This window comes from Rothia amarae (assembly GCF_014705945.2).
In the GTDB taxonomy this organism is placed as follows: Bacteria; Actinomycetota; Actinomycetes; order Actinomycetales; family Micrococcaceae; genus Rothia; species Rothia amarae.
The window spans coordinates 1,219,869-1,246,030 of the sequence record NZ_CP061538.1 but is presented as its reverse complement, the minus strand read 5'-3'; the positions used below and the strand labels follow the sequence as shown (position 1 = coordinate 1,246,030).

General features: G+C 50.5%; 23 protein-coding genes. All 23 read right to left on the bottom strand.

Annotated features, from left to right (window positions below):
* Positions 1 to 52 precede the first annotated feature (52 nt).
* Positions 53 to 904, bottom strand: a complete 852-nt coding sequence (gene pyrF, locus IDM48_RS05990) for an orotidine-5'-phosphate decarboxylase (protein ID WP_068171179.1) — start codon at positions 902 to 904, stop codon at positions 53 to 55.
* Positions 905 to 906: 2 nt separating this feature from the next.
* The gene (gene carB, locus IDM48_RS05985) at positions 907 to 4,209 is read right to left on the bottom strand and encodes a carbamoyl-phosphate synthase large subunit (protein WP_068171182.1); all 3,303 of its coding nucleotides are present in this window, start codon (positions 4,207 to 4,209) and stop codon (positions 907 to 909) included.
* A gap of 24 nt (positions 4,210 to 4,233) precedes the next feature.
* Positions 4,234 to 5,400 carry a glutamine-hydrolyzing carbamoyl-phosphate synthase small subunit gene (carA, locus tag IDM48_RS05980; protein ID WP_420803868.1) on the bottom strand — a complete coding sequence of 389 codons (1,167 nt, stop codon included), beginning with the start codon at positions 5,398 to 5,400 and terminating at the stop codon, positions 4,234 to 4,236.
* Positions 5,401 to 5,439: 39 nt separating this feature from the next.
* Positions 5,440 to 5,961: a PH-like domain-containing protein gene (locus IDM48_RS05975; protein ID WP_190616509.1), complete on the bottom strand. Its 522-nt coding sequence runs from the start codon at positions 5,959 to 5,961 to the stop codon at positions 5,440 to 5,442.
* Positions 5,962 to 5,971: 10 nt separating this feature from the next.
* On the bottom strand, positions 5,972 to 7,282 hold the full coding sequence (locus tag IDM48_RS05970) for a dihydroorotase (RefSeq protein ID WP_190616507.1): 1,311 nt from the start codon (positions 7,280 to 7,282) through the stop codon (positions 5,972 to 5,974).
* 15 nt (positions 7,283 to 7,297) lie between these two features.
* Positions 7,298 to 8,278, bottom strand: a complete 981-nt coding sequence (locus tag IDM48_RS05965) for an aspartate carbamoyltransferase catalytic subunit (protein ID WP_190616505.1) — start codon at positions 8,276 to 8,278, stop codon at positions 7,298 to 7,300.
* A 3-nt stretch (positions 8,279 to 8,281) separates the two neighbouring features.
* Complete coding sequence (gene pyrR / locus IDM48_RS05960) at positions 8,282 to 8,857, bottom strand: bifunctional pyr operon transcriptional regulator/uracil phosphoribosyltransferase PyrR (RefSeq protein WP_190616503.1); 576 nt, start codon at positions 8,855 to 8,857, stop codon at positions 8,282 to 8,284.
* Positions 8,858 to 9,018: 161 nt separating this feature from the next.
* Positions 9,019 to 9,429 carry a transcription antitermination factor NusB gene (gene nusB / locus IDM48_RS05955; protein WP_190616501.1) on the bottom strand — a complete coding sequence of 137 codons (411 nt, stop codon included), beginning with the start codon at positions 9,427 to 9,429 and terminating at the stop codon, positions 9,019 to 9,021.
* A 10-nt stretch (positions 9,430 to 9,439) separates the two neighbouring features.
* A complete protein-coding gene (gene efp, locus IDM48_RS05950; RefSeq protein WP_068171196.1) occupies positions 9,440 to 10,003 on the bottom strand; it encodes an elongation factor P in 564 nt (187 codons plus the stop codon).
* A 127-nt stretch (positions 10,004 to 10,130) separates the two neighbouring features.
* A complete protein-coding gene (gene aroB / locus IDM48_RS05945) occupies positions 10,131 to 11,228 on the bottom strand; it encodes a 3-dehydroquinate synthase (RefSeq protein WP_068171199.1) in 1,098 nt (365 codons plus the stop codon).
* Positions 11,221 to 11,730, bottom strand: coding sequence for a shikimate kinase (locus IDM48_RS05940; RefSeq protein WP_068171291.1), 510 nt, complete (start codon positions 11,728 to 11,730; stop codon positions 11,221 to 11,223). Before IDM48_RS05940 ends, aroB begins: the two co-directional genes overlap by 8 nt.
* Before the next feature lie 129 nt (positions 11,731 to 11,859).
* Positions 11,860 to 13,074, bottom strand: coding sequence for a chorismate synthase (aroC, locus tag IDM48_RS05935; RefSeq protein WP_145176795.1), 1,215 nt, complete (start codon positions 13,072 to 13,074; stop codon positions 11,860 to 11,862).
* Between the two features lie 104 nt (positions 13,075 to 13,178).
* A complete protein-coding gene (locus IDM48_RS05930) occupies positions 13,179 to 14,075 on the bottom strand; it encodes a shikimate dehydrogenase family protein (protein ID WP_233126016.1) in 897 nt (298 codons plus the stop codon).
* 34 nt (positions 14,076 to 14,109) lie between these two features.
* Positions 14,110 to 15,309, bottom strand: a complete 1,200-nt coding sequence (mltG, locus tag IDM48_RS05925; protein WP_233126017.1) for an endolytic transglycosylase MltG — start codon at positions 15,307 to 15,309, stop codon at positions 14,110 to 14,112.
* Positions 15,306 to 15,863: a Holliday junction resolvase RuvX gene (ruvX, locus tag IDM48_RS05920; RefSeq protein WP_083147252.1), complete on the bottom strand. Its 558-nt coding sequence runs from the start codon at positions 15,861 to 15,863 to the stop codon at positions 15,306 to 15,308. The genes mltG and ruvX overlap by 4 nt, the downstream gene beginning before the upstream one ends.
* 5 nt (positions 15,864 to 15,868) lie before the next feature.
* Positions 15,869 to 18,553 (bottom strand): alanine--tRNA ligase, encoded by a 2,685-nt coding sequence (gene alaS / locus IDM48_RS05915; RefSeq protein WP_145176798.1) that lies wholly within the window; start codon positions 18,551 to 18,553, stop codon positions 15,869 to 15,871.
* A gap of 63 nt (positions 18,554 to 18,616) precedes the next feature.
* On the bottom strand, positions 18,617 to 19,123 hold the full coding sequence (locus IDM48_RS05910) for a hypothetical protein (protein ID WP_068171214.1): 507 nt from the start codon (positions 19,121 to 19,123) through the stop codon (positions 18,617 to 18,619).
* Positions 19,120 to 19,515 carry a DUF948 domain-containing protein gene (locus tag IDM48_RS05905; RefSeq protein WP_068171215.1) on the bottom strand — a complete coding sequence of 132 codons (396 nt, stop codon included), beginning with the start codon at positions 19,513 to 19,515 and terminating at the stop codon, positions 19,120 to 19,122. Before IDM48_RS05905 ends, IDM48_RS05910 begins: the two co-directional genes overlap by 4 nt.
* Before the next feature lie 197 nt (positions 19,516 to 19,712).
* Positions 19,713 to 20,345 (bottom strand): 30S ribosomal protein S4, encoded by a 633-nt coding sequence (gene rpsD / locus IDM48_RS05900; protein WP_068171218.1) that lies wholly within the window; start codon positions 20,343 to 20,345, stop codon positions 19,713 to 19,715.
* 260 nt (positions 20,346 to 20,605) lie between these two features.
* Entirely contained in the window at positions 20,606 to 21,958 is a 1,353-nt protein-coding gene (locus IDM48_RS05895; RefSeq protein WP_186303229.1) for a replication-associated recombination protein A, read from the bottom strand.
* A 53-nt stretch (positions 21,959 to 22,011) separates the two neighbouring features.
* The gene (gene dtd, locus IDM48_RS05890) at positions 22,012 to 22,446 is read right to left on the bottom strand and encodes a D-aminoacyl-tRNA deacylase (RefSeq protein WP_068171223.1); all 435 of its coding nucleotides are present in this window, start codon (positions 22,444 to 22,446) and stop codon (positions 22,012 to 22,014) included.
* Positions 22,447 to 22,636: 190 nt separating this feature from the next.
* The gene (aspS, locus tag IDM48_RS05885) at positions 22,637 to 24,409 is read right to left on the bottom strand and encodes an aspartate--tRNA ligase (RefSeq protein ID WP_145176810.1); all 1,773 of its coding nucleotides are present in this window, start codon (positions 24,407 to 24,409) and stop codon (positions 22,637 to 22,639) included.
* An 83-nt stretch (positions 24,410 to 24,492) separates the two neighbouring features.
* Positions 24,493 to 25,842: a histidine--tRNA ligase gene (gene hisS, locus IDM48_RS05880; RefSeq protein ID WP_190616499.1), complete on the bottom strand. Its 1,350-nt coding sequence runs from the start codon at positions 25,840 to 25,842 to the stop codon at positions 24,493 to 24,495.
* Positions 25,843 to 26,162: the final 320 nt, after the last annotated feature.

The following is a 26,162-nucleotide window of genomic DNA, read 5'->3' as shown; positions in this document are numbered from 1 at the left end:
TACTAACCAATTCAGAATTCAATCAAATAAACGACGACGCCATATTGAAGTGTCAGCTATTAGATTTCAATAAGTCCGAATTTGCTAATTCGATCGAATCAATGAGAGCTTCAACACATGGACCGTGTCGTAGGATTCCACGGCTTGAATTGACCAAAATCTGGCTCTCACTACCGTGAAAAGTAGCGAATAGCGACGCCGCACTTGCTCCTTGAGCACCATAGCCAGGTGCCAAAATAGGTCCGTTGAATTGAGATAAATCAATCTCCAGCTCACGCAGGGCTTCCCCCACCGTGGCGCCTACAACCAATCCGCAAGAGCCCATTGTTTCGAATCCTTGCCGTGAGTTTTCTTCCGTAGCGGCTTCGATGATTTGTTTGGCGACTGAATTAGTCTGCCCTACATGCTGAATGGTTTTACCCTCGGGATTAGAAGTCAGAGCTAATACAAAAGTACCTTTATCATGCTGCTGCGCTAGGTCTAATGCAGGGCGAAGAGACTCGAAACCCAAATAAGGGCTGAGAGTCACTGAATCAGTGGAAAGAGGGCTTCTCTCCCCCAGCCAGGTATCTGCATAGGCAGACATGGTAGATCCGATATCTCCCCTCTTTGCATCGGCAATCATCAAGATATTCAGTTGTCGCGCTTCAGCCAGCACCTCTTCCAAGACTTTAAAACCCTCTGAACCATGTCGTTCAAAAAGCGCTACCTGAGGCTTGACTGCAGCGACCCGTCCCCGAGCGGCGTCCAAGATCTTTTCCGAGAAAGTTGCCAGAGCTGCAGGGGTATCTTCCAGCCCCCACTGCTGCAACAATCCAGGGTGGGGATCGATGCCCACGCATAACTGCCCCGATGACTTCATTGCCTGAGCTAGCCGATCCCCAAAACCTAGATTCGTGTTCATAATTAGCCACGTGCCTTCTGAGCGTCGAGTAAGGAAGATTCATGTTGCTGGAGGCTCATGACTTCCCAGCTCGGCTCACGCATTGCCTGTATACCCTGTACCGCTGCGCCAAATTCGGACACGGTGGTTACAATCGGGACACCCAAGGAAGTGGCTGCTGCTCGAATCTCATAGCCATCTCCTCGCGCCTGTCCGCCTCCGCTAGGCGAATTGAGAATCAACGCGATTTCTCCGGCATTAATCATGTCTACAATAGATTTCTCACCGTTCTGGGTTTCTTGGATCTTAGGAACAACAGTGGAAGAAATGCCATTACGACGCAGCACATCGGCAGTCCCCCCGGTAGAAACAATTTCAAACCCAAGATTCTCTAGCATGCGCACGTAAATAATAGAACTGCGCTTATCCTTGTTGGCAACCGAAACAAATACTTTACCTTCGGTGGGAAGGGGCGCTCCAATGGCTGCCTCCGCTTTAGCAAAAGCAGCGTCGAAGTTGCGGTGCAAGCCCATAACTTCGCCCGTCGAACGCATCTCTGGGCTCAGCAGGGAATCCACAACGATGCCTTCTGGAGTGCGGAAACGGCTGAAGGGCAGAACAGCTTCTTTGACCGCGATGGCGGTCTCTGCAGGCAACGAAGCGCCGTCCATTGCCGTGGGCAGAATGCCTTCTTTTTTCAGATCAGTAATAGTCTTACCCGTTCCGATGAGAGCGGCCGCCTTAGCCATTTGTACGCCCGTTGCCTTCGAAACAAAAGGAACGGTGCGTGATGCACGGGGATTCGCCTCAATTACGTAGAGAATATCCGACTGAAGAGCAAACTGGATATTGATGAGACCCTTGACGCCAACACCTTGAGCAATTTTGAATGTAGCATCCTTGACTCGATCGATGACGTCGGGAGCCAATGTAATCGGTGGCAGTGTACATGCAGAGTCGCCTGAGTGAATGCCAGCTTCTTCGATGTGCTCCATGACGCCGCCAAGGTACATCTCTTCGCCGTCGTAGAGTGCGTCTACGTCAATTTCGATGGCGTCCTCAAGGAACTTATCGATGAGCGCAGGTTGCGAGGGAGAAACCTCGGTTGCATTTTCTAAATAGCGTGCGAGCTGTTCTTCCTCATACACAATTTCCATTCCGCGACCGCCCAACACATAGGACGGGCGAACTAGTACGGGGTAGCCAATTTCATCCGCAATACGCTTCGCGTTCTCGAAAGTATAGGCAGTCCCGTTCTTGGGCGAGAGAAGATTTGCATTTTCCAGAACACGGGAGAATTCACCGCGATCTTCGGCAAGATCAATAGCTTCAGGGGTGGTGCCGAGAATCGGAATTCCTGCGTCCTTCAAAGCCTGGGCAAGCTTCAACGGAGTCTGACCACCTAGCTGTACGAAGACACCCAGGAGACCGCCGGTTCGACGTTCAGCTTCTACAATTTCCAGAACATCCTCAAGGGTGAGCGGCTCAAAGTACAGGCGAGTTGAAATGTCGTAGTCGGTCGAAACTGTTTCGGGATTGCAGTTAACCATGACAGTTTCATAGCCTGCCTGGCGCAGCACCATGGAGGCATGCACACAGGAATAATCAAATTCAATACCCTGGCCGATGCGGTTCGGACCGGAACCCAGAATCATGATTGAAGGCTTTTCGTGTTCTGCGACTTCATCTTCTAAGTCATATGAAGAGTAGTGATAGGGCGTGAAAGCTTCGAATTCTGCTGCACAGGTATCCACAGTCTTGAAGACTGGGCGGATATTAAGTGCATGACGAATACCGCGGACTACTTCTTCGCTGTGTCCGCAAATCTCGCCGATTTGTGCATCAGAGAACCCGTGGCGCTTAGCCAGATGTAGCGAACTTTCGTCGAGAGAGCCCTGAGTGATTTCTTCAGCGACTTCGTTCAGAAGCTGTAGCTGATCGATAAACCAGGGATCAATCTTTGTTGCTTCATGAATTTGTTCGAGAGTCGCTCCCGCCAGCAACGCGCGCTGTACCTGGTGAATACGCTCGGTGGTAGGGACTTTCATCGCTTCGAGCAACTCATTGATCTGATCCGCTGAAAGATTCTCCTTCTTGAAAGAGAAAGATGATCCCTTCTGCTCCAGCGATCGCATTGCTTTTTGAAGTGCCTCAGTGAAGTTACGGCCCATTGCCATCGCTTCGCCTACAGACTTCATAGTGGTAGTCAACGTAGAGTCAGCCGCGGGGAATTTCTCGAAAGCGAAGCGGGGAACCTTCACGACGACGTAGTCGAGGGTTGGCTCGAAGGACGCCGGTGTCTTCTGGGTGATATCGTTGGGAATTTCATCCAGAGTGTAACCCAAAGACAGCTTGGTAGCGATTTTTGCAATCGGGAAACCAGTGGCTTTCGATGCTAGCGCGGACGAGCGAGATACACGAGGGTTCATTTCAATAACAATGATGCGCCCGGTCTGTGGGTCAACCGCGAACTGGATGTTGCATCCACCAGTGTCCACGCCGACTTCACGAATAACGTTGATAGAAATATCGCGTAGCTTCTGATATTCGCGATCGGTCAGAGTGAGTGCAGGTGCTACGGTGATGGAATCGCCTGTATGCACGCCCACAGGGTCGAAGTTCTCGATAGAGCAGACAACTACCACGTTGTCGTTCTTATCGCGCATCATTTCCAGTTCGTATTCTTTCCATCCGAGGATGGATTCCTCAAGCAGAACCTCGCTGGTGGGGCTGTACTGGATACCCGCGCCGGCAATGCGGTAAAGGTCTTCTTCGTTGTAGGCAAGACCTGAGCCGAGACCACCCATGGTAAAGGATGGGCGAACAACCATGGGGTATCCGAGGATTTCAGCAGCCTTCAACGCCTCTTCCATCGAGTGCACAATTTCAGATCGCGCGGATTCGCCGCCGGCACGTTCTACTACGCCTTTGAAGGCTTCGCGGTTTTCGCCGAGGTTGATAGCCTCAATGTTTGCTCCGATAAGCTCTACGTTGTACTTTTCCAGCACACCTGCGGCATCAAGTTCGATGGCTGCGTTCAATGCAGTCTGGCCGCCGAGGGTTGGCAGGATAGCGTCGGGCTTTTCCTCGGCGATGATCTTCTCGATAACCTCGGGAATGATGGGTTCGATGTAGGTTGCATCGGCGAACTCGGGGTCAGTCATGATGGTCGCGGGATTCGAGTTGACGAGAATGACGCGCACGCCTTCTTCTTTCAACACGCGTAGTGCCTGCGTACCAGAGTAATCAAACTCTGCTGCCTGTCCAATAACAATCGGGCCGGAACCAATTACCAGAACGGAATTGAGATCTTTTCTGCGTGGCATAATCTATTATTTCCTTCGTTCGTCTTAGTTCTTGTGCTCGAGCATGAGGTCTACAAAGCGGTCAAAAAGGTAGGCCGCATCGTGCGGTCCCGCTGCAGCTTCTGGGTGGTACTGAACGGAAAATGCAGGAATGTCGAGGCAACGGAGTCCTTCCACCACGTTGTCGTTGAGCCCGATGTGGGAAACTTCCACCCGGCCAAATTCATTCTGGGGAGCCTCTGTAGGACCATCCAAAGGAGCATCCACTGCGAAGCCGTGATTCTGAGCGGTAATTTCTACCTTATTGGTGGTGCGGTCCATCACCGGTTGGTTGATTCCACGGTGACCAAATTTGAGCTTATATGTACCGAATCCTAAGGCTCTGCCAAGAATCTGGTTGCCAAAGCAAATACCGAAGAATGGCAGTTTTTCTCTGAGAACATCCTGAAGGAGTTCTACTTGCTCATCTGCGGTAGCCGGATCACCAGGACCATTTGAGATGAAGAAACCATCAGGATTAATCGCCCGAATATCTTCGATAGTGCTGGTAGCTGGCAAAACATGGACGCGCACGCCACGTTCAGCAAATCGCTTGAGAGTCATTGCTTTGATGCCCAAATCAAGAGCTGCAAGTTCTGCTACAACAGGCTTATCCCAGCCCCAATCCGCTGGTTCAACAACTTCGGTCTGTGAAATAGAAACCGATTCCGCTAGCTTGCGCCCGGCCATGGGCTCAGAAGCCTTAACCTTTTCTACCAGATCAGCTATGGGGCGATTAGCCTCTTCCCCACCGAAGATACCTGCACGCAGGGAACCAACATCACGCAAATGGCGGGTCAATGCGCGTGTATCAATCCCCCGGATGCCAACAACGCCCTGCTCTACTAGATGGTCGTCGAGAGAAAGTTCGGAGCGCCAGTTTGAAGGACGACGTGCGGCGTCCCGCACCACATAACCAGCTGCCCAAATTTTGCGAGATTCTGCATCTTCAGCGTTCACGCCAGTGTTACCAATGTGAGGGGCCGTTTGCACGATGATTTGCCCAGCATACGAAGGGTCCGTCAATGTTTCTTGGTAGCCGGTCATGCCCGTTGAAAATACGGCTTCACCAAGGGTAGTCCCCTGAGCACCGTAGGAACGGCCACGAAAGGCTGTGCCATCTTCAAGTACCAAGACGGCGTCGTTACGCTGAGCGGTTTTGTTGGTCATCATAATGTCCTAACTGAAAGTCAGCAGCAATAGCTGTTCTGTCTAAGATTGGGGAAGTGCGGTAAACGCATCAGGAGCAAGATCAAGAATCATGCGCTGAGCTGTTTTTTTGTCTTCTGAGAATTGAGTGCGAAACGCCGAGTCCACCGGGTGGTTCCCAAATAACCAGCTCACGACTAGGAGCCCGTCTTTTTCCACGAATTTTCCGTTAACACCGGATTCCGTTCGGACACCTTGAATCTCTGAGGCAGAGAGATAAATGTCTTGGGCTCCATCACGAGAAATAATGAGACCGTCATCAAAAATGAAGAGTTGACCGGCTGATTTCACGCCGAGACTTTCAACAGAAACACGTTCTAGCCAATCGCCTTCTAGAGTTGTACACACATAGGTTCCAGGAAACACTGCGAGAGGATTTTTCTCATCGTACTGCAGAGGAACTTCTGAGAGTTTCCCCCAGCTTTTCTGACTTTTCTGGCGGTTGCTCCATCCCCGTTTCATGAGCGCAATCACCAAGAAAATGATGGCGATGCAGATGAGGGTTGGTATTAGTTTGCTTCCCAAACTCTGTGTCCTATCGCTGGGTATGCGGGGTTGCTAGTGCACCGTCAAGAACTGTGGGGTGTCCTTCAAAGAAGGTTGCCCGGACGGCACCGGGAACATGCATACTCCGGTAGGGATTATTTTTACCCTTAGTTGCCTGTTCCTGAGGATTGATAATCCGCTCTGCATGAGGATCTATCAGCACAATGTTTGCAGGTTCACCTTCTGCAAGTGGACGCCCTTGATCGGAAGCTAAACCGATTTCGGCTGGTTTAGAACTCATAATTTCTGCAACTCGAGACCATGAAATGAGCCCTGTATCTACCAGAGTTTTTTGCACGATTGAAAGTGCCTGCTCGAGCCCTGTCATGCCGTTGGCTGCGCATGCCCATTCGCAGTCCTTAGCCTCAAGTGGATGCGGGGCATGATCCGTGCCAATGATATCGATGATGCCCTCAGCTACTGCCCGGCGCAGAGCCATTACATCTTCCTCTGTGCGAAGAGGAGGATTTACCTTATAGACCGGATCATATGTACGCACCAGTTCATCAGTTAGCAGGAGATGGTGCGGGGTAACTTCTGCGGTGACGTTGATTCCCCGTTCCTTGGCCCAACGTACAATTTCTACCGAGCCCTTTGTTGAAAGGTGGCAAATATGGAGGCGGGAATTCACGTGTTCTGCGAGTAGGACGTCGCGTGCGATGATGGATTCTTCGGCGACGGCAGGCCAGCCAGCTAAGCCAAGTTCTGCAGAAACTTTTCCTTCATTCATTTGAGCATTTTCAGTGAGGCGAGGTTCCTGTGCATGCTGGGCAATCACGCCGTTGAAGGTCTTCACGTATTCAAGAGCCCGACGCATCAGGGCTGGATCCCACACACACATGCCGTCATCGGAGAAGACCCGAACCTGAGCGCGTGATTCTGCCATGGCACCCATCTCAGAGAGTTTCTCGCCCTTGAGACCTTGGGTTACAGCGCCAATGGGCTGCACTTTTACCCAACCGGAATCTTTGCCCAACTCAAAGACCTGCTCTACCACGCCTGCGGTATCAGCAACTGGTTTCGAATTAGCCATAGCAAAAACAGCGGTATAACCGCCCAAAGCCGCTGCTTGTGTACCGGATTCGACTGTCTCTGCATCTTCTTGCCCAGGCTCACGAAGATGTGTATGTAAATCCACTAGTCCGGGAAGTGCTATGAGCCCTTCGCCGTCCACGACGGTTGCATCCTGTGCTTCCAACGAGGATCCGATGCGTGCGATTTTTCCGTCTTCAATGAAGATATCGGAGGTATTTTCACCGAGAATTGAAACGTTTTTGATGAGGTATTTTGAAGTCATCATTAGCTCTTTCAGCATTTAGTGGGTTTGAAAATCTGCGGAAGAACCGCCGGTCATCAAGAGATAAAGGGCAGCCATTCGTACGGATACACCGTTGTTAACCTGCCGGAGAACCCAAGATTGCTGGGAATCAGCAGCAATCGAAGAAATTTCTAATCCACGGTTCATGGGACCAGGATGCAAAATTGCGGTCTCTTGCTTCGATTTATCCAGCGTTTTGAATCGTTCAGGGGTAAGACCCCACAAACGTGAATATTCTTCAACGCTCGGGAAGAATGCCGCATTCATGCGTTCCATCTGGATGCGGAGCAACATGACTGCGTCCAGATCTGTTTCCATTGCTTCATCGAAACTATAGAAGACCTCGCAAGGCCAGTCTTCAACTCCGATAGGTAGCAAAGTTGGAGGGGCCACGAAAACTACTTCAGCGCCCAAGGTATGCAGCAACCACATGTTTGAGCGTGCAACGCGCGAATGCAGAATATCTCCCACGATTGCTACCCGCATGCCCTCCAGCGTCGATCCTCTTGTCGGAATGCCAGTGACCGATTCTCTGAATTGACGCAAAGTCATTGCGTCCAAGAGCGCCTGCGTGGGGTGAGCATGAGTTCCGTCGCCAGCGTTAAGAATTGGAACGTCAATCCATCCTGCTTCAGCTAAACGCTGCGGAGCTCCTGACGCACTATGGCGCACTACCACCGCATCAGCGTTGATAGCTGCTAGAGTCTGCGCAGTGTCCTTTAGGGATTCACCTTTAGAGACCGAAGACCCTTTAGCAGCAAAATTAATAATGTCTGCCGAAAGACGCTTCTCAGCCGTTTCAAAGGAAAGACGAGTTCGAGTTGAGTCCTCAAAGAAGAGATTAACGACGGTCCGACCTTGCAAAGCTGGAAGTTTTTTGACGGTCCTCGTGCCAACTTCCCGCATGTAATCGGCAGTATCAAGAATATTGAGAGCATCCTCTAGAGAAAGATCTCGGGTGTCTAAAAGATGTTTCATGGTCTACTCCCCCGCCTTCTCAGCGTGCATAATTTCAACTCGGTCTTCAGCGTTGGGGGTATCGCCAAGATAAACCTTTACTTTTTCATCTGAAGATGTGGGGAGGTTCTTACCGACGAAGTCTGCTCGAATTGGTAATTCACGATGGCCACGATCTACTAACACAGCAAGACGCACAATATCGGGGCGTCCATAGTCTTTCAATGCATCTAGAGCTGCTCGTATTGTACGACCGGAATACAAGACGTCGTCCACCAGCACAATTTTCTTACCATCGATTCCAACAGCAGGAAGCTGAGTGGGCTCAGGAGAACGGCCGGGAATCTTCAGCAGGTCGTCTCTATACATCGTGATATCTAACTGCCCCAGGCATTGGGAAGCAGAAAAAGAAGAATCTGCCTGGGCTATTTTTTCAGCCAAACGCTGAGCTAGCGGGTACCCCTTGCGGAGAATACCCATCAGAATAATGTCTTCGCTGCCTTTATTTGCCTCAAGAATTTCATGGGCAATGCGTGTCAGCGCACGGTTGATGTCGGCTTCATTGAGTATGATGCGAGCCTTCTGCTCTGTATTACTCATATGCCGGCCTCCTTCCCCGCCTCACAGGACGGATTTAAAGGTTGCTTGATCAATTCAATAATTTACCATGCCACACCCCTGATGAAACCACCGACGTGCGACATGGCGTCCCTGCTCATGACAAAAATGGAGTAACGCTATGATGCGTTACTCCATTTTTTCTATGCAAGCAAAGTTGATTTAACCTGGCGCAAGCGATCCAGCAAACCATTAACGAACTTGGGTGAATCATCTGTTGAAAGAGTTCTGACTAAACCTGTTGCTTCTGAAATAGCAACAGGATCGGGAACATCGTCGTTAAACAATAATTCCCATGTTCCCAAACGGAGAGCTACCCGGTCTACGCTAGGCATACGATCCATCGTCCAACCCTGCGAATAGGTTTCAATATATTCGCGAATTTCTTCATCATGGTCACGTACACCGCGCACCATCTGTTCTGAATAGGCTGAGATTTGAGCCGAGGTGTACATACGACGGCGAACGAGTACATCCATGATGTCGTCGTTTCTTTGTTCGGCTTCGAACAATACTTCAAGTGCCCGAAGGCGTGCTTTTGTCCGTGAGTTCACAGTATCCTAATTAGTCGTTGACGCGACCGAGATATTCACCGGTGCGAGTATCTACTTTGACTTTGGTGCCAGTTTCCAGGAACAAAGGAACCTGAATCTGAGCGCCGGTTTCAACAGTCGCAGGCTTGGTGCCACCGGTTGAGCGGTCGCCCTGTAGTCCCGGCTCGGTGTAAGTAATTTCCAAAACAACAGAAGCAGGAAGCTCAATGTAGAGGGGCAATCCTTCGTGCAATGCAATAGTTGCCATCTGTGATTCGAGCATGTAGTTAGCAGCATCGCCTACAACAGTGCTGGGAACATTAATCTGATCGTAGGTCTTGTTGTCCATGAAGACATAGTCGTCGCCATCCTGGTAAAGGTACTGGTAGTCAGAGCGATCAACGGTTGCGGTCTCAATCTTTGCACCAGCGTTGAAAGTCTTATCAACTACTTTGCCGGAGGTAACGTTGCGCATCTTAGTGCGAACGAAGGCGCCACCTTTACCGGGCTTCACATGCTGGAATTCGATGATTGACCAGAGATTACCGTCAATCTTCAAGACGGTTCCGTTTTTAATATCGTTGGTAGTAGCCAACCGACTCTCCTATGTTTGGAATTTTCAAGTATCAAAAGATTCTTTGCCATTGTAACGCGAATAGCCGGCTCAAGGCAGAAAATATGTTTTATAGTACAGCGATAATCTGTGGTCTGTGATTCACAAGTTATTCTGAAATTTCTTGGAAGGTAGCAAAGAGAATAGATTCATCGGGCACTTCATAGATACGCGGTTTCCCAATTTCTTCTAAGACAACAAATCGCAACAGGTTGCCTCTTGTTTTTTTATCTCGACGCATGGTCTCCAAAAGTTGCGCCCATTTATCTGCGCGGTAGGTAGTGGGTAATCCTAATGAAGCGCAAATCTCTCGGGTGCGGTCTACAGTTTTCTCGTTCAAATATCCCGCAGCCAGACTGAGCTCGGCGGCAAAAACCATACCTACTGCTACTGCAGCTCCATGACGCCACTGGTAGCGTTCAGCATGTTCGATGGCGTGACCGAGGGTATGCCCGTAATTGAGGAACTCCCGGCGACCGGTTTCCTTCAAATCCTCTGAAACTACCTCAGCCTTAACTCGAATAGAGCGCTCAATGAGTTCGCGCACTACCTCAGATTGTGAGTCGCGAACTTTTTCTGGGTTATTTTCAATGAGATCAAGAATCTTAGAATCCGCGATAAACCCACATTTGATGACCTCAGCCATACCCGTGAGCAACTCATTTTCCGGCAATGTTCGTAAAGTTCCCAGTTCGCAGAGGACAGCAAGCGGAGGATAGAAAGTGCCGACAAGGTTTTTGCCCTCCGCCGTATTTATAGCGGTCTTTCCCCCGACCGCAGCATCCACCATCCCCAGCAAAGTTGTCGGGATATGAATAACCTTCACACCTCGCATCCACGTGGACGCTACGAATCCTGCCAAGTCGCTGACGGCGCCACCTCCTACAGAAATAACCGCGTCTGTTCTGGTGAAATCGTTCTGACCGAGCACCTGCCAGCAAAAACCTGCCACCTGAAGATGCTTACCTTCTTCAGCGTCGGGGATTTCAGCACTAAAAGACTCATATCCTGCAGAACGTAAATCTTCCATCACGAGTTCGCCGGTAGACCGTAAAGCCCTGGGATGAATCACCAAAATCTTTTTTACCCGATGCCCCAGAATGCTCGGTAACTGTGGCAACAAATTATCACCCACGAGAACGTCGTAATGTTCCGATGGCTGTTTACCAGAAACATGGATGGTGGTGGGTGCAGAATTTTCACTCATTGATATCTTCCTCAGAACGTTCTTTCTGCAAAAACTCATAAAGTTCCGCAGCCATCTCAGTTATGGGTCGCCCACCCCGAGCATCCAGAATATAGCTTGCAAGCTCTTCATAACGGTGGGCGCGTTGCTCAAAAATCTCTGACCACTTCTGAACCGGATGGGGTTGAAGCAGCGGTCTATTCTTATTGTGTTCAATACGTGGACGAACAGTTTCAGCATCTACCTGAATATAAACAACCTGTTCACCGCGAAGTAGACGTGCTACTGCATCGGACATAGGAGCGCCTCCTCCTAATGAAAAAACACAGTTTCTAAAATGAGGCGAGGTCAATACTTCAGAGATAACTTCGGCTTCTACCTTCCGAAAAAACTCTTCTCCTCTTTCCTCAAAAATTTCAGAAATAGGACCGTATTTTTCAACAATCAGGTGGTCAGCGTCCACAAAGGAAAACCCGTAAAAGCGGGCAAAATGCGTACCAATATACGACTTACCTGCCGCCATGGGACCAATGATAATAAGAGGGCGTTTCTTTTCTAGATAATCCTCTTGGACTTCTCTTACCTTCTGGGGATCAGGCAAGTCTCGTGAAGATAAATTAGCCTGCCCGCGGGGAATCTCGGGCTCCATGTTTTAACGATCCCAACCAGTCACATTGGATTCCCACGCAAGTTCTTGAGGAATTGCTTGAAGGTAGGTATCCATATTCCGTCGCGTTTCAGCAATGGAATCTCCCCCAAACTTTTCCAGAGCGGCCTCAGCCAAAACAAGACAAACCATAGCTTCAGCAACTACCCCTGCAGCTGGTACTGCACAAACATCGGATCGTTGATGGTGGGCACGTGCAGGTTCACCAGTGTTGGTATCGATAGTTTTTAGAGCCTTGGGAACGGTAGCGATAGGCTTCATGGCTGCGCGAACACGGAGAAGATCGCCGATAGACATGCCCCCTTCAATACCACCTGCACGATTAGAATCTCTTTTGACGCCGTCGGGACCAACACTTATTTCATCGTGAGCACCCGTACCCGGACGACGAGCAGTGAGGAAGCCGTCCCCTACTTCGACGCCCTTAATAGCTTGGATACCCATCAGGGAAGCCGCTAGACGGGCATCTAGTCTACGATCCCAATGGACATATGACCCCAGCCCAGGAGGCAATCCGTATGCAAGAACCTCAACGACACCACCAAGGGTTTCGCCATCCTTGTGCGCCTTATCAATAGTTTCAACCATCCGCTCTGAAGTTGTTACATCAAAGCAACGCAAAGGATCTTGATCTAAGTAATCAACATCAGACGGCAGGGGGCGAGGAGCATCAGATGGCGCTTCGACGTCAGCAATCGCAGTGGTGTGGCTGACAGTTGAGATACCGAGTTCTCTCAGTACCTGTGCCGCGACAACACCCAAAGCTACGCGAGTAGCAGTTTCACGTGCCGAAGCCCGTTCTAAAACAGGTCGTGCCTCATCAAATCCGTATTTTTGCATACCAGCAAAATCTGCATGTCCCGGTCGAGGACGGGTCAAAGCAGCGTTGCGGGCACGGCCCTCTAGTTTTTCCTGGTCTACCGGGTCGGCGCTCATGACGTCCACCCATTTGGGCCATTCGGTATTCGCGATTTCTATGGCGATTGGACCACCCATAGTTTTACCATGACGCACTCCACCCAAGATGCGAACTTTATCCTCTTCAAACTTCATGCGCGCCCCACGACCGTAGCCCAGGCGTCGTCGAGCAAGAGCATCTCGAACCATCTGAGAAGTAAGTTCAACACCGGCAGGTACACCTTCGATGATGCCAACCAAAGCCTCACCGTGGGATTCGCCAGATGTCAGCCAACGCAACATAAGTGGGATTCCTTCTCGTCAAATGGGTGCATAGCGCACTACTGTTTTAAATAGCCTACAAAGAATCCTCTAGAAACCAAACTTTAGGTTCAATCCATGAGGAGTTAGAGGCTAGATATTGAAGCCTCAGGATCAATAGCCCAGGTTCTCAACCGATCTCTGGGTGGAATCGAAATTGAGTCGCACATTGCGTTCATCATTTCTAGTTCATGGGGAAGCTTCTGAGAGGGGGTACCACCAATGAATAACTTAATCTGATCAATTGCTTGATAGAGAAGCATATCTTTGCCTGATACAACTGAGCCCCCTAACTCATTCCATTGAAGAGCGAGTGCAGATGGCCAGGGATCATACGACACATCTAACAAATCACCTTCAAGCACATTCGTTAATTGAGGCACCCACGAATCTGCTGCACCAGCAGGCAGAGTAGAAATGACGGTAGCATATTGGGAGGCCAGACAAGGGAAGTATTCCAGAGGGAAAACATCTAATTTAATGTCGAGTGAATCAGCAATAGGTATTAAGGACTGAGCCTTCACCTGATTCCGCACATACATATCTACTTGCCGGGAACCTAGCACCCTCAACGCGGCTAATGCTGATGCCGCGGTATTTCCGCCCCCCAAAATAGCTCGAGGAACCTGCGAGGACCTTTGTGCTCCTGCCCAATCTAAAGCATTAAGGATTCCCGCGACATCGGTGTTATGACCATATGAAATAGGTTGTCCCTTTTCTTCACGCCAATACACCGTGTTGATTGCACCAATTGCCTGAGCAAAATCTCCTACCCTGTCTACATAGTTAAAAACTGCTTTTTTCAGTGGCATGGTAACGGAGTAACCGCGGATATTTAACTGTGCTGGGACTGTGCCGAAGCGATGTGCTATATCAGATTCGGCGGTTTCCCAGCGCGCATAGTCAATAGGTACATCCAAGAAACTGTACGCTGCCTGATGCAATAAGGGTGAGAGCGAGTGTTGGATCGGTTGACCCAACACAAACGCTCTCCCCCGAATGATGTTTTCGTTTCCCCTAGGCACACTTACCTTCATTGTGAGAACACCATTTCTCATACTCATCCACATTTTGGAGGTGTTCTGCGTAGGTTTTAGCAAACTTGGTTTCACCGGTCACCGTATTGACGGTCACCCAGAAGTAGTAATCATTCTTTTCTGGATTCGATGCAGCCTTGATAGCAGCATTCGCAGGTGAACCGATGGGGCCTACAGGCAGTCCCTTGTAGTAGAAGGTGTTGTACTTATTAGATGCATCGTTCTTCTGCTCCGTTGAGATCTGGAAGGTCTTCTTACCCAAGCCATAAGCAACGGTGGCATCGGACTGAATATAACCGCTGGTTTCACCCTCGGGATTATTCATACGGTTCTCGATGGCACCAGCAATCGCCGGATAGTCTTTCTCCAGACCTTCGAATTCGAGGATTGATGCAACAGTCAGAACATGGAAAATACGATCATCGCCCTCCACGCCTTCTTCTTTAAGAACGTCATTCGTCTTATCTACTAACGTCTGAATAATTTGCTCTGCGGAGGCATCCTTTTCAAAGTAGTACTCTCCAGGGTGCAACCAGCCCTCAAGAGACGGGAACTTAGATGGAATCCCAAATTTTTCAGGATGCTGATCTAAATCTTTAAACTCTTGAACCGAAATACCAGTAGCCTTTGATATTGCCTCATAAGTTTCGCTCGAACGCCAGGTCTGGTTGATAGCAACATAGTTCTTATTTGCCTGATCCAGATTCAGCAACGAATGCAAGGCAGCTTCTGAGCTCATTTCCTTTTCGAGCTGGTACTCACCGGGCTGAATAAACTGTTCTTTGCCCATCTGATTGTATTCTTCGAGGAATCGACCCGCATCAGCAATCACGCCGTCTGCCTCTAGATCCGTGGCAATCTGAACGTTCGTTGCGCCGTCGGGCACAACATAGCTAACAGTGGTTCCGTTGCCGTCACCGCGATAGTCCTTGCGTTTGAACCACCCCTGCTGAGGAGCAAGGATTGCCACAATCATCACCAGTGCAACAGAAAAAACCAAAATTGCGGTAATAAGAGTATTTCGACGGCGCGCTTTAAGGCGACGACGCTCCTCTTGGGTGTATTCATCGTGCTCAACAGAGAGCCCTAGAATACCCTCGCGCTGGTCTTCGTCATTCGAATTGAGAAGCATTCTAAGGTTCTCGGGTTCCTGCGGGCGGCGCTTTGATGAATCGCTCAACTCGGGTTCTCCGTATCCTGTTCGTCGCCAGCAGTTACATGTGCTGAATCGGCGTCTTGTATAGCTAAACTCGGGTCAATCTCAACCTTATACCCAGCTACATTTTGACCAGCTTTTAGCGAATCAACTGCAAATTGCAAAATATTGATTGCTGCAACCTGATCTACCATAGTTTTGAAATCTCGGGTGCTGACCCCTGCTTCGTGCAGCGAACGGTGGGCACTTACCGTGGTAAGACGCTCATCTACTAACCACACAGGGATAGTGATTCCCTCCTCATATAGCTCGTGTACCAAGGCTTGCGCGTAGGTTTTTGCCATTTCGGTGGAAGGGCTCTCGCCACCACGCATAGTGCGGGGTAAACCGACGAATACTTCCGTTACTTCGTTAACTCTTATCAGAGTACGAAGAACTTTACGATCCGAATTCTTTTTAGCATCGCGTCGGAGAGTCTTCAGCGGGGTGGCGAGAATTCCATCAGGGTCGCACTTTGCGACGCCGACGCGGGCATTTCCCACATCGACCCCCAAACGTACACCTCGAGTAAAAGCCACAGTTTTTATTTCGTATCGGCTATTGCTGAGCGGATGGCTACAAAAGCGTCGTCAATCTTGGACGCATCTTGACCGCCGCCTTGGGCAACGTCGTCTTTACCGCCGCCTCCGCCGCCAAGAACTCCCGCAGCTACGCGTACTAGCGCACCTGCTTTCACTCCGGCTTCACGAGCGCCCTCGTTCGTAGCAACAAGGATGACGGGGCGATTGTTATTGATGCCAATAACAGCAACCACTGCGGGGTCTTCACCCAGGCGGTTGCGAAGGTCAAGCGCTAGACCACGAACCTCATTCGCAGACAGCTCACCTGCATTGTGAAGCAGTGCGCGCACAGACCCAATGGACTCAGCCTTTTCCACCAACTTGCCGGCTTCGCTCTGAAGCTTTTCCTTACGGAGTTTCTCCAGCTCTTTTTCCGCAGTTTTCAGTTTATTCAGAGTCTGATTCAGTTTTTCAGGCAAATCGGCTGATGACTGAACCTTCAACATTCCAGTGAGCTGGTTTACCAAGGTTCGCTCAGCCGCCAGATGGTTGAAAGAGTCCAGCCCAACAAGAGCCTCCACACGACGGTTACCAGAACCTACAGACTGTTCAGTGAGCAGGGTCAAAGAACCAATTTCTGCGGAGGAGTTGACGTGGGTACCACCGCAAAGTTCTCGGGAAAAGTCACCGCCCATTTCAACTACGCGCACAACATCACCATATTTCTCACCAAAGAGACTCATAGCACCTAGCTTTTTCGCTTCGTCAAGAGGCATCTCACGGGTGATTGTAGAGAAATTGTCGCGGATAGCAGTATTTGCTACTTCTTCCACCTCGCGTTGAACTGAATCGCTCAACCCTTCATTCCAAGCAAAGTCAAAGCGGAGGTAACCTTCTTTATTGAAAGAGCCGCGCTGGGTGGCTTCATTGCCCAATACCTGGTGCAAGGCTGCGTGAATAATGTGAGTACCTGAGTGAGCCTTTTCACCGTCACGGCGACGTTGTTCGTCCACGTGCGCCACTACAGAGCTACCGGTGGCTACTTCACCTTCACGTACTACACCGCGGTGGACAGACAGACCCTTCACTGGCTGCTGCACATCTGAAATATCAATGGTGAAACCGTTACCTGAAATGACGCCTGTGTCCGCCGCCTGGCCGCCAGATTCTGCGTAGAACGGAGTTTCGTCCAATACAACTTCAATTTTCTCGCCCGCTGAAGCAGCGGGAACACTCACGCCATCCTTCAAAATTGCACGCAAAATAGTCTCAGTTTTGAGCTCTGTGTAACCAGTGAAGACCGATCCACGCTCGTTAGCTAGCTGGCGAAGAGCGGAAAGATCCTCGAATGCGCCCTTCTTAGCCTTAGCATCGGCCTGAGCGCGATGGCGCTGTTCTTCCATCAACGCACGGAATGAAGTCTCATCAACCTTCACGCCAGCTTCTTCAGCCATTTCAAGTGTGAGGTCAATGGGGAATCCGTAAGTATCATGCAGAGCAAACGCTTCTTCACCTGAAACGAGGGACTTGCCCGTTGATTTGGCGTGCTTAACAGCTTCTTCAAGACGCTCGGTGCCGGATTCGATGGTTCGCAAGAAAGCTTTTTCTTCAGCATATGCAATGCGTGAGATACGCTCGAAATCTTCTGCAACCTCTGGGTAGGCACCCTTCATTGCATCGCGCGACGCGGGGAGCAAAACGGGAAGGCACGGCTCAGATACGCCCAGAAGACGCATAGCACGGATTGCACGGCGCATCAAGCGACGTAGGATGTAACCGCGACCTTCGTTGGAAGGAATAACACCATCTGAAATCAGCATCAATGAGGAACGAATATGATCGGCGACCACACGCATCCGCACATCATTTTCGTAACCTTCATCCTGAGCTGACTCGGACCCATGGTATTTCTTGCCTGCAAGCTCTGATGCCGCATCTAGAACAGGACGAACCTGATCGGTTTCGTAGAAGTTCTCTACGCCCTGAAGCAACATAGCCAGACGCTCAACGCCCAAACCAGTATCAATATTCTTAGAAGGCAACTCTCCTAGAATCTCGAATGAATCTTTACCGGTACCTTCGCCACGCTGGTACTGCATGAAGACGAGGTTCCAGATTTCGATATAGCGATCATCGTCAGCTGCGGGGCCGCCCTCTTTACCGTAGGCGGGGCCGCGGTCGTAGAAAATTTCGGAGTCTGGCCCAGCAGGGCCGGGCTGACCTGTTGACCAGTAGTTCTCGGCCATACCCATCCGCTGGATACGAGATTCAGGGAAGCCAACCTTTTTGGTCCAAATCTCGAATGCTTCTTCATCACCCTCGTAGATGGTGACCCAGAGCCGCTCTGGATCAAGCCCGAAACCACCGGATTCTTGGGGAGAAGTGAGTAGTTCATATGCCCAAGGAATAGCGGTTTCTTTAAAGTAATCGCCGAAGGAGAAATTTCCAGCCATCTGGAAGAAGGTTCCGTGACGAGCTGTCTTACCGACTTCGTCAATATCCAACGTACGGATGCACTTCTGAACTGAAGCTGCACGGCTAAAAGGAGGAGTTTCTCGACCCAAGAAGTAAGGAATAAAGGGAACCATACCTGCAATGGTGAACATCGCACCAGGTTCATGAGAAATGAGGGATGCTGAAGGCACCGGGGTGCAACCGCGTTCCTCAAAGAAATCAATCCAGCGCTTCGTGATTTCCTGTGAAAGCATGTCGGTTTTCCTTACGTTGTGAAAAATTTCGAAAAGTTTATTGAAAGTCTATTAGTCGAAGGACTATGCAAAAAAGTCTTTGCCCAGAGTCTCGTCGCGGGCTATTCGTGCGCGGGTGGCGCTGGCTGAATCGCTGTCAGCGCCCAGTGAACTCTGCTGTGCTACCTGCGTGTCTCCGTCGATGACATCGCGAGAAGGGTGCGAGTAATCTTGCAAGTTCTGGGGAGTATACGGAAGCTGCCATTCGTCGACCGCTCCTGGTCGGGAATCAGACTTTTGTTCAGCGAACTGATTCTTGAGCTGCGCTTCTCGCTCGTCCATGCCTCGCTTTACCTTGCCGGCAAAATCCATAGATTTCAGCGCATATGGCTGAAGGCGTTGACCCAGTGGTGAATCGAAGAATCGTGACAAGGTTCCCTCCAAATTAGTGGTTTGCGCTAATGTGCCGGGGTTCTTTCGCAGAAGTGCGGAGTTATTTTCAGCAGAAAATGGTGTGGAAGCCACCTTGGATACCGCAAAGCCAGCTACAGCTCCACCCACAATCAGGGACAAATTTTTGAGAAAACTCATTGGTCAGTACCACCTGAGGTATGCGGGTTCTGGGCTTGCTCAGTCCCGTCGTCTCCACGCATTGCTTTCTTCAAACCATAAGAAAAAGAAGCAACCTTAATGAGGGGTTGTCCTACCGTAGAGGTGACCAGCGATGAAAGTGCCGAAACATTCGCTGAAGCGTCAGAAACGTTATTGGTAATATCATCAACCTTTTCAAGCTGCGAATTGGTTGTCTGGACGGTTTTAGTGAGTTCTCCGATCAAAGGAGTAGCTTCGCCATTGAGCGAGCGAATTGTAATGATTAGCTCCTCAAATACTGCGGTCAGTTTAAGGATAGGCTTTGCCAGCAATGCCACTAGTATCGCAAAAACAAGAGCTGCAATCAGACCTGCGATATCTGCTCCGCTCATAGGCTCCTTCTTCAGACCGGTTGCCGCTAGGACAAAATGACACGATTTGATAACAATACTACGACACCACGTTGCAACAACGCACCTTTCGCGCACGAAATGCGCTTTCTCTCACGTAGAGAGGAACTGTCGACTATCCACTCGATAAACAAAAGGCCCGCCATTCACGAATGAATGCGGGCCTTTCGAGGCTTGGATTATGCCAGGCGTGAGTAGTATTCAACTACGAGCTGCTCTTCGCAGGTCACGGGGATTTCCTCGCGCTTAGGTGCACGTTCCAGCTTTGCGTGAAGCTTTTCGATTTCCACGTTCAAGTATGCAGGGGTGTCGGGCAATACTGCCTGGTGCTCACCGGTTGCTGCAACCTGGAAGGGGGTCATCTTTTCAGACTTGGGGTGTACATGAATGAGCTGACCGGGCTTAACCTTGAAGGAAGGACGGTCAACACGAACGCCGTCAACCATGATGTGACGGTGCACAACGGCCTGACGAGCCTGAGCGATGGTGCGAGCAAAACCTGCACGAAGTACAAGAGCGTCAAGACGAGTCTCGAGAATCTCGATCATGTTCTTACCGGTCTGACCCTCAATGCGCTTAGCTTCGAGGTAGACACGACGCATCTGAGCTTCGCGGATGTTGTACTGCGCGCGCAAACGCTGCTTCTCACGAAGCTGTACGGCGTAGTTCGAGTCCTGCTTCTTGCGGGCACGACCGTGCTGGCCGGGGCCGTAAGGACGGCGCTCGAAGTACTTTTCTGCCTTAGGGGTCAGTGCAATGCCCAGGGCACGGGACTGACGCACGGTACGGCGGGTGCGGTTATGATTAGCCACAATTTACCTTTCATAGCGGTTGGTATTAGGAGACTTACTCCCCCAACACCATTTATTCTGTATTGGCTTGGCCTCCAGAATCTGCACACATTTCGTGCAGCGGAGAGTTCGGAGCAGCCGCACTCCTCACTACAACAACCCAGTGATCAAGAATTCTCTTGCGTTTTTGATTGCTTGCCAGCCAAAGTTCTACTTTACAGAGCAGAACAACACTTAGCTAGATTAATTTCTAGTTTGTTCAGGTGGCATGACTCACGGATTTACTTCCCTTTGAGCAAAGAATAGATATTTTTTAGCCGAGCACCTATAGATCGTTCATGGCCGTTTTCTGTCGGTCTGTAGTAGCGGCGTCCTTCGAGAGCATCTGGAAGGTACTGTTGTTGCGCAACAGAATAAGGAACATCGTGAGGGTAGATGTAACCTTTTCCATGCCCCATCTGGCTTGCTCCCCCATAGTGAGCGTCCCGGAGATGAACTGGAACCACCCCGGCATTGCCCTGTTTGACATCCGCCATCGCCTGATCAATCGCTGCAATTACACCGTTAGATTTGGGTGCGGTCGCTAAATGTATCGTAGCCTGAGCAAGGTTAATACGTGCTTCGGGCATACCAATGAGCTGAACCGCCTGCGCCGCGCTGACCGCCACGGTGAGTGCAGAAGGATCTGCCATCCCAATGTCTTCGCTGGCATGGACCACCAGACGTCGAGCAATAAACCGTGGATCTTCTCCCGCTGAAATCATCCGCGCCAGATAGTGTAGCGCTGCATCAACATCTGACCCTCTAATCGACTTGATGAAGGCGCTCACTACGTCATAATGCTGATCCCCGTTGCGGTCATACCTTACGGATGCCTGGTTCAGCGCTTCTTCGGCGTGTTTCAGACTTACTACAGCCTGAACATCCTCACTGTTCTCACCGTGAGCGACAGCAACTGCCGCTTCCAAGCTGGTCAGCGCTTTACGGGCATCGCCGGCAGAAAGTTTGACGATGTGATCTTTCGCCTCGTCGCTGAGCTCAATTTTGCCCCCGAACCCTCGTGAATCTTCCATCGCGCGTTGCAACAATTCCTCAATATCGCTTTCTTCTAACCCCCGTAATGTGAGCAAGATGGAACGAGAGAGAAGCGGAGAAATCACCGAAAACGACGGATTTTCCGTAGTCGCGGCTACAAGTAAGACCCAGCGGTTTTCTACTCCAGGTAGGAGGGCATCCTGTTGAGCCTTGGTGAATCGGTGGATTTCGTCCAGAAATAGAACTGTCGTGGTTCCGTGTAAATCACGGTCAGTGAGTGCCTGTTCCATGACCGCACGAACGTCTTTGACACCCGCAGTAATTGCAGAAAGTTCCACAAATTTTCGAGTGCTCCCCCGCGCGATGACGTGTGCAAGTGTCGTTTTCCCCGTACCGGGCGGACCCCAGAGAATGACTGACTGCGGACCAGCGGGACCAGAAGATTCGCCAGCCAAGACCCGCAGTGGGGACCCTGCATGGAGCAAGTGCTTCTGCCCTACCACTTCATCCAGATTTCGCGGACGCATACGGACGGCAAGCGGACCACGGCGACTCCGGGCATCAAACTGCTCAGCGTCATCTGATTCTGGTTCAGGCATATCAAATAAAGGTTGACTCACACTTTTACTCTAATGGGGCAGACCAGATTTTTTTAGAGGTGTTCGCTATCAAGAATCAGCGTAAAAGGACCATCATTGACCAACGAGACCTTCATATCCGCCCCGAAAACCCCCGTCTCAACCTTTGCCCCTAAGGAACGTAGATGCTCAACGTAATGGTTGTATAGAGGCTCTGAGATATTTCCTGGAGCCGCTTTGGACCACGACGGACGGCGTCCCTTTTTGGGATCTCCATACAAAGTAAATTGAGAAACGGCTAAAATCGGTGCGTTCACATCAGAGCAGCTTTTTTCGTCTTCCAAGATTCGCAATTGCCAGGTCTTCTGGGCGAGTTTCTCCACAGTTGCTTCGTCGTCTTCGTGAGTAATCCCTACGAGAGCGAGAATACCGGGTTCGGTGATAGAGCCCACTGTCTCCTCGTCCACCTTAACCGAGGCTTCACTGACTCGTTGTAGAATGACACGCATTACTTTTCTCCTTAATTCTTCAGCCTATGCGGACTAACTTTGTGAAATTTGTTTCAAGGATTATCGAAACAAGAAAAATCGGGGGCTCCGTCTAGCCTTTTTCTGGCGGTCGTATGCGACCTCCAGAAGCGGACCAGAGGCACGCCCCCGATTCTTACTGATGAAAAAAACTTAGAAAAGAAATCTGGTTCTACTTCTTCTCGTCTTTCTTTGGCTTGAAATCAACTCCAGCTTCTTTACGCTGCTGCTGAGTAATGGGCGCAGGAGCCGCGGTGAGCGGATCATAGCCGTTGCCAGTCTTGGGGAATGCAATGACGTCGCGGATGGAGTCGGTACCGCCAATGAGCTGAAGCACGCGATCCCAGCCAAAAGCGATGCCGCCCATGGGAGGCGCACCGAATGAGAATGCGTCTAGCAAGAACCCGAACTTCTCTCGTGCTTCATCTTCACCGATACCCATCACCTTGAAAACGCGTTCCTGAACGTCTTTGCGGTGAATACGGATAGAGCCGCCGCCAATTTCGTTGCCGTTACAAACGATGTCGTAAGCGTATGCCAGGGCTTCGCCAGGTTTCTCATCAAATGTTTCAAGGAATTCAGGCTTTGGTGAAGTGAAAGCGTGGTGTACTGCGGTCCATGCTGAGTGGCCCAACGCCACGTCGCCTGAAGCGGTGGCGTCCGCAGCCGATTCGAACATGGGTGCATCTACAACCCATACGAATGACCAGTCGCCGTCCTTAATGAGACCGGTACGGTGACCAATCTCTACTCGTGCTGCACCCAAGATAGCTCGTGATGCCTTTGCCTCACCTGCGGCAAAGAAAATGCAGTCGCCTGGCTGAGCTCCCGTTGCTGCTGCAAGACCCTGGCGCTCTTCTTCAGTGATGTTCTTAGCTACAGGACCGGTCAGCTCGCCGTCTTCCTGAACCAAAACGTAGGCAAGACCCTTAGCGCCGCGCTGCTTTGCCCACTCCTGCCATGCATCCAGTGTGCGACGTGCCTGAGAAGCGCCACCGGGCATTACAACAGCACCAACATAGGGAGCTTTGAACACACGGAAGGTGGTGTTTTCGAAGTATTCAGTCAGTTCGGTGAGTTCAAGTCCAAAACGAAGATCAGGCTTATCAGAGCCATACTTCTCCATTGCGTCCTTGTAGGTGATTCGTTCAATAGGGCGAGGAACCTTTACATCGATCAAACCCCACACAGCTTCAACGATTCGCTCACCGAGGTCGATGATGTCTTCCTGATCCACGAATGAGGCTTCAATATCGAGCTGGGTGAATTCAGGCTGACGGTCAGCGCGGAAATCTTCGTCGCGGTAGCAACGAGCAATCTGGTAATACTTTTCTATGCCACCTACCTGTAGCAACTGCTTGAAAAGCTGAGGCGACTGAGGAAGCGCGTACCAAGAGCCGGGAGTCAAACGAGCAGGAACAAGGAAGTCGCGTGCGCCCTCGGGGGTTGAGCGAGTTAAGGTGGGGGTTTCGACTTCGGTGAACTTGTCCTCAGCCAAAACGTTGCGAGCAACTCGGTTAGCTTCTGAACGCAAACGCATCAAACGAGCTGGCTCGGGGCGGCGCAAATCAAGGTAGCGGTATCGCAAACGCGCTTCTTCCCCCACTTCAACATGTTCATCAATTTGGAAGGGAAGGGGAGCTGCAGTGTTCAGCACCTCAACCTCGTTGACCTCAACTTCAATCTCGCCGGTGGTGAGGTTGGAGTTTTCGTTACCTTCCGGGCGCTCGGTAACAACGCCGGTAACCTTGAGCACATACTCATTGCGGAGGTGATCGAAGTCCTCTTCATTATGGAAAACACATTGGGTAACACCTTCGCGATCACGAAGATCGACGAATGCAACACCGCCGTGGTCGCGGCGTCGTGCCACCCAACCGGTCAGCGTAACTGTTTCTCCAATGTTCTTAGCGGTTAATTCGCCAAGGGTGTGTGTGCGTAGCACTCTTTTCCTTTCCAAATACTCCAACTGGGTGGAGCTTTTCAAATCTTGTGGTAATTCTACCGAAAATCTTGAGAGGCAGTTGGTTATTGCGCTGCCTCAATGCGCACGTGAAGGTCTTCTGTTGAAGGTGCCCAATGCTGGGGGTCGGCTTCAATCTGCTCGCCGGAGCGAATATCTTTGACCTCGTGTTTAAGGGATCCGTCTTCTTTTGTGCTAACGAACCAGACGAATGGGATGCCGCGCTTTTCAGCGAATTTAATCTGTTTACCAAATTTTGCAGCAGTAGCAGAGACTTCACAGGCAATCCCGCGCTGACGCAGGGAATCAGCGACGTCCTGAGCGTCTGACCATGTCTGATCGCTAGTGAGAGCAATCAAAACAGCGGAAGGCACCTTACGGGTTGGTTCAGCCATTTTTTGGCTAATGATTCGAGATACCAGGCGAGTAACGCCGATTGAAAGACCGACGCCGGGGAAATTCCGCTTACCATTTGATGCGAGAGACTCATAACGCCCGCCTGAGCAGATAGACCCTAGTTTCTCGTGTCCCACCAATACAGTTTCATAGACCGTTCCTGTGTAGTAATCCAAACCGCGAGCGATAGAAAGATCTGCAACAATATTGCCGGGAGCTCGTTTCGCTGCCTGACCTACAACCTCTTCAAGCTCGCGGAGTCCTTCTTCAAGCAGCGCGTGTTCAACGCCCAACTTTTTTACTTCATTGACAAAACTGGTGTCTTCAGTACAAATCTGAGCCAAATTCAGCGCCGCTTGCGCCTGCTCGTCGCTGGCGCCCAATTCGTCTTTCAGCAGTTGTGCAACGGCGTCGGGACCAATTTTTTCGAGCTTATCAATGGAACGCAAAACGCCGGCGGTATCGTCCAATCCAATTCCACGATAAAAACCTTCGGAGAGTTTGCGGTTATTAACACGAAGCTTGAAATCTCCGATTTCAAGCTTTCGCAAGGATTCAATGACAACCAGTGCCAGTTCGACGTCGTAGCGGAAGGGCAGAGCGCCGTCCCCCACAACATCTACATCTGCCTGGGTGAATTCGCGGAAACGACCATCCTGCGGGCGTTCTCCACGCCAGACTTTCTGCATTTGATAACGCATAAAGGGAAAGTTCAGATATCCCGCATTTTCGACGACATAGCGGGCAAAAGGTACGGTGAGATCAAAGTGGAGGGCCAGCTGCTCCTTCTCTGATTTAGTCGTCGAGTTTTCATCAAGCAAACGGGAAATTCCGTAAACTTCTTTATCAATCTCGCCCTTGCGCAAGAGCTGCTCTTTGGTTTCTACCGATCGGGTTTCAATATTTGAAAAACCGTGAAGTTCAAAGGTCTCGCGCAAAGTATCAAGTACATGATTCTCTACCAAGCGTTCCTCAGGAAGTAGTTCGGGGAAACCTGATAGTGAAGCTTTGCGAGCCATATTCACTCCTTGATGTAAAACCGTAGATTGGCAGATTTTGATTATATTCCCTATAAGAATAACGTACGGCGGATACCGGACAGGCTGGGCTGTAGTGTGAGAGCCCGTGCTTTTCTCCAGATGGCGAGGTATCCAATTTTTATCTTTCCCCCTGAGAGAATCTCGGTTTGCGTCAAACCACTTAATAGGGGACAATGAAAATGTGTTGTTGATTTCCAGTTTTCATAACTGGAAAAGTTATAGGACTTTTGTCCCCCACTGAGAGAAAATCCCCTAGTATCTCTCAGATAAAGACCCGAGAACGAGTTGGCTGCGAACCT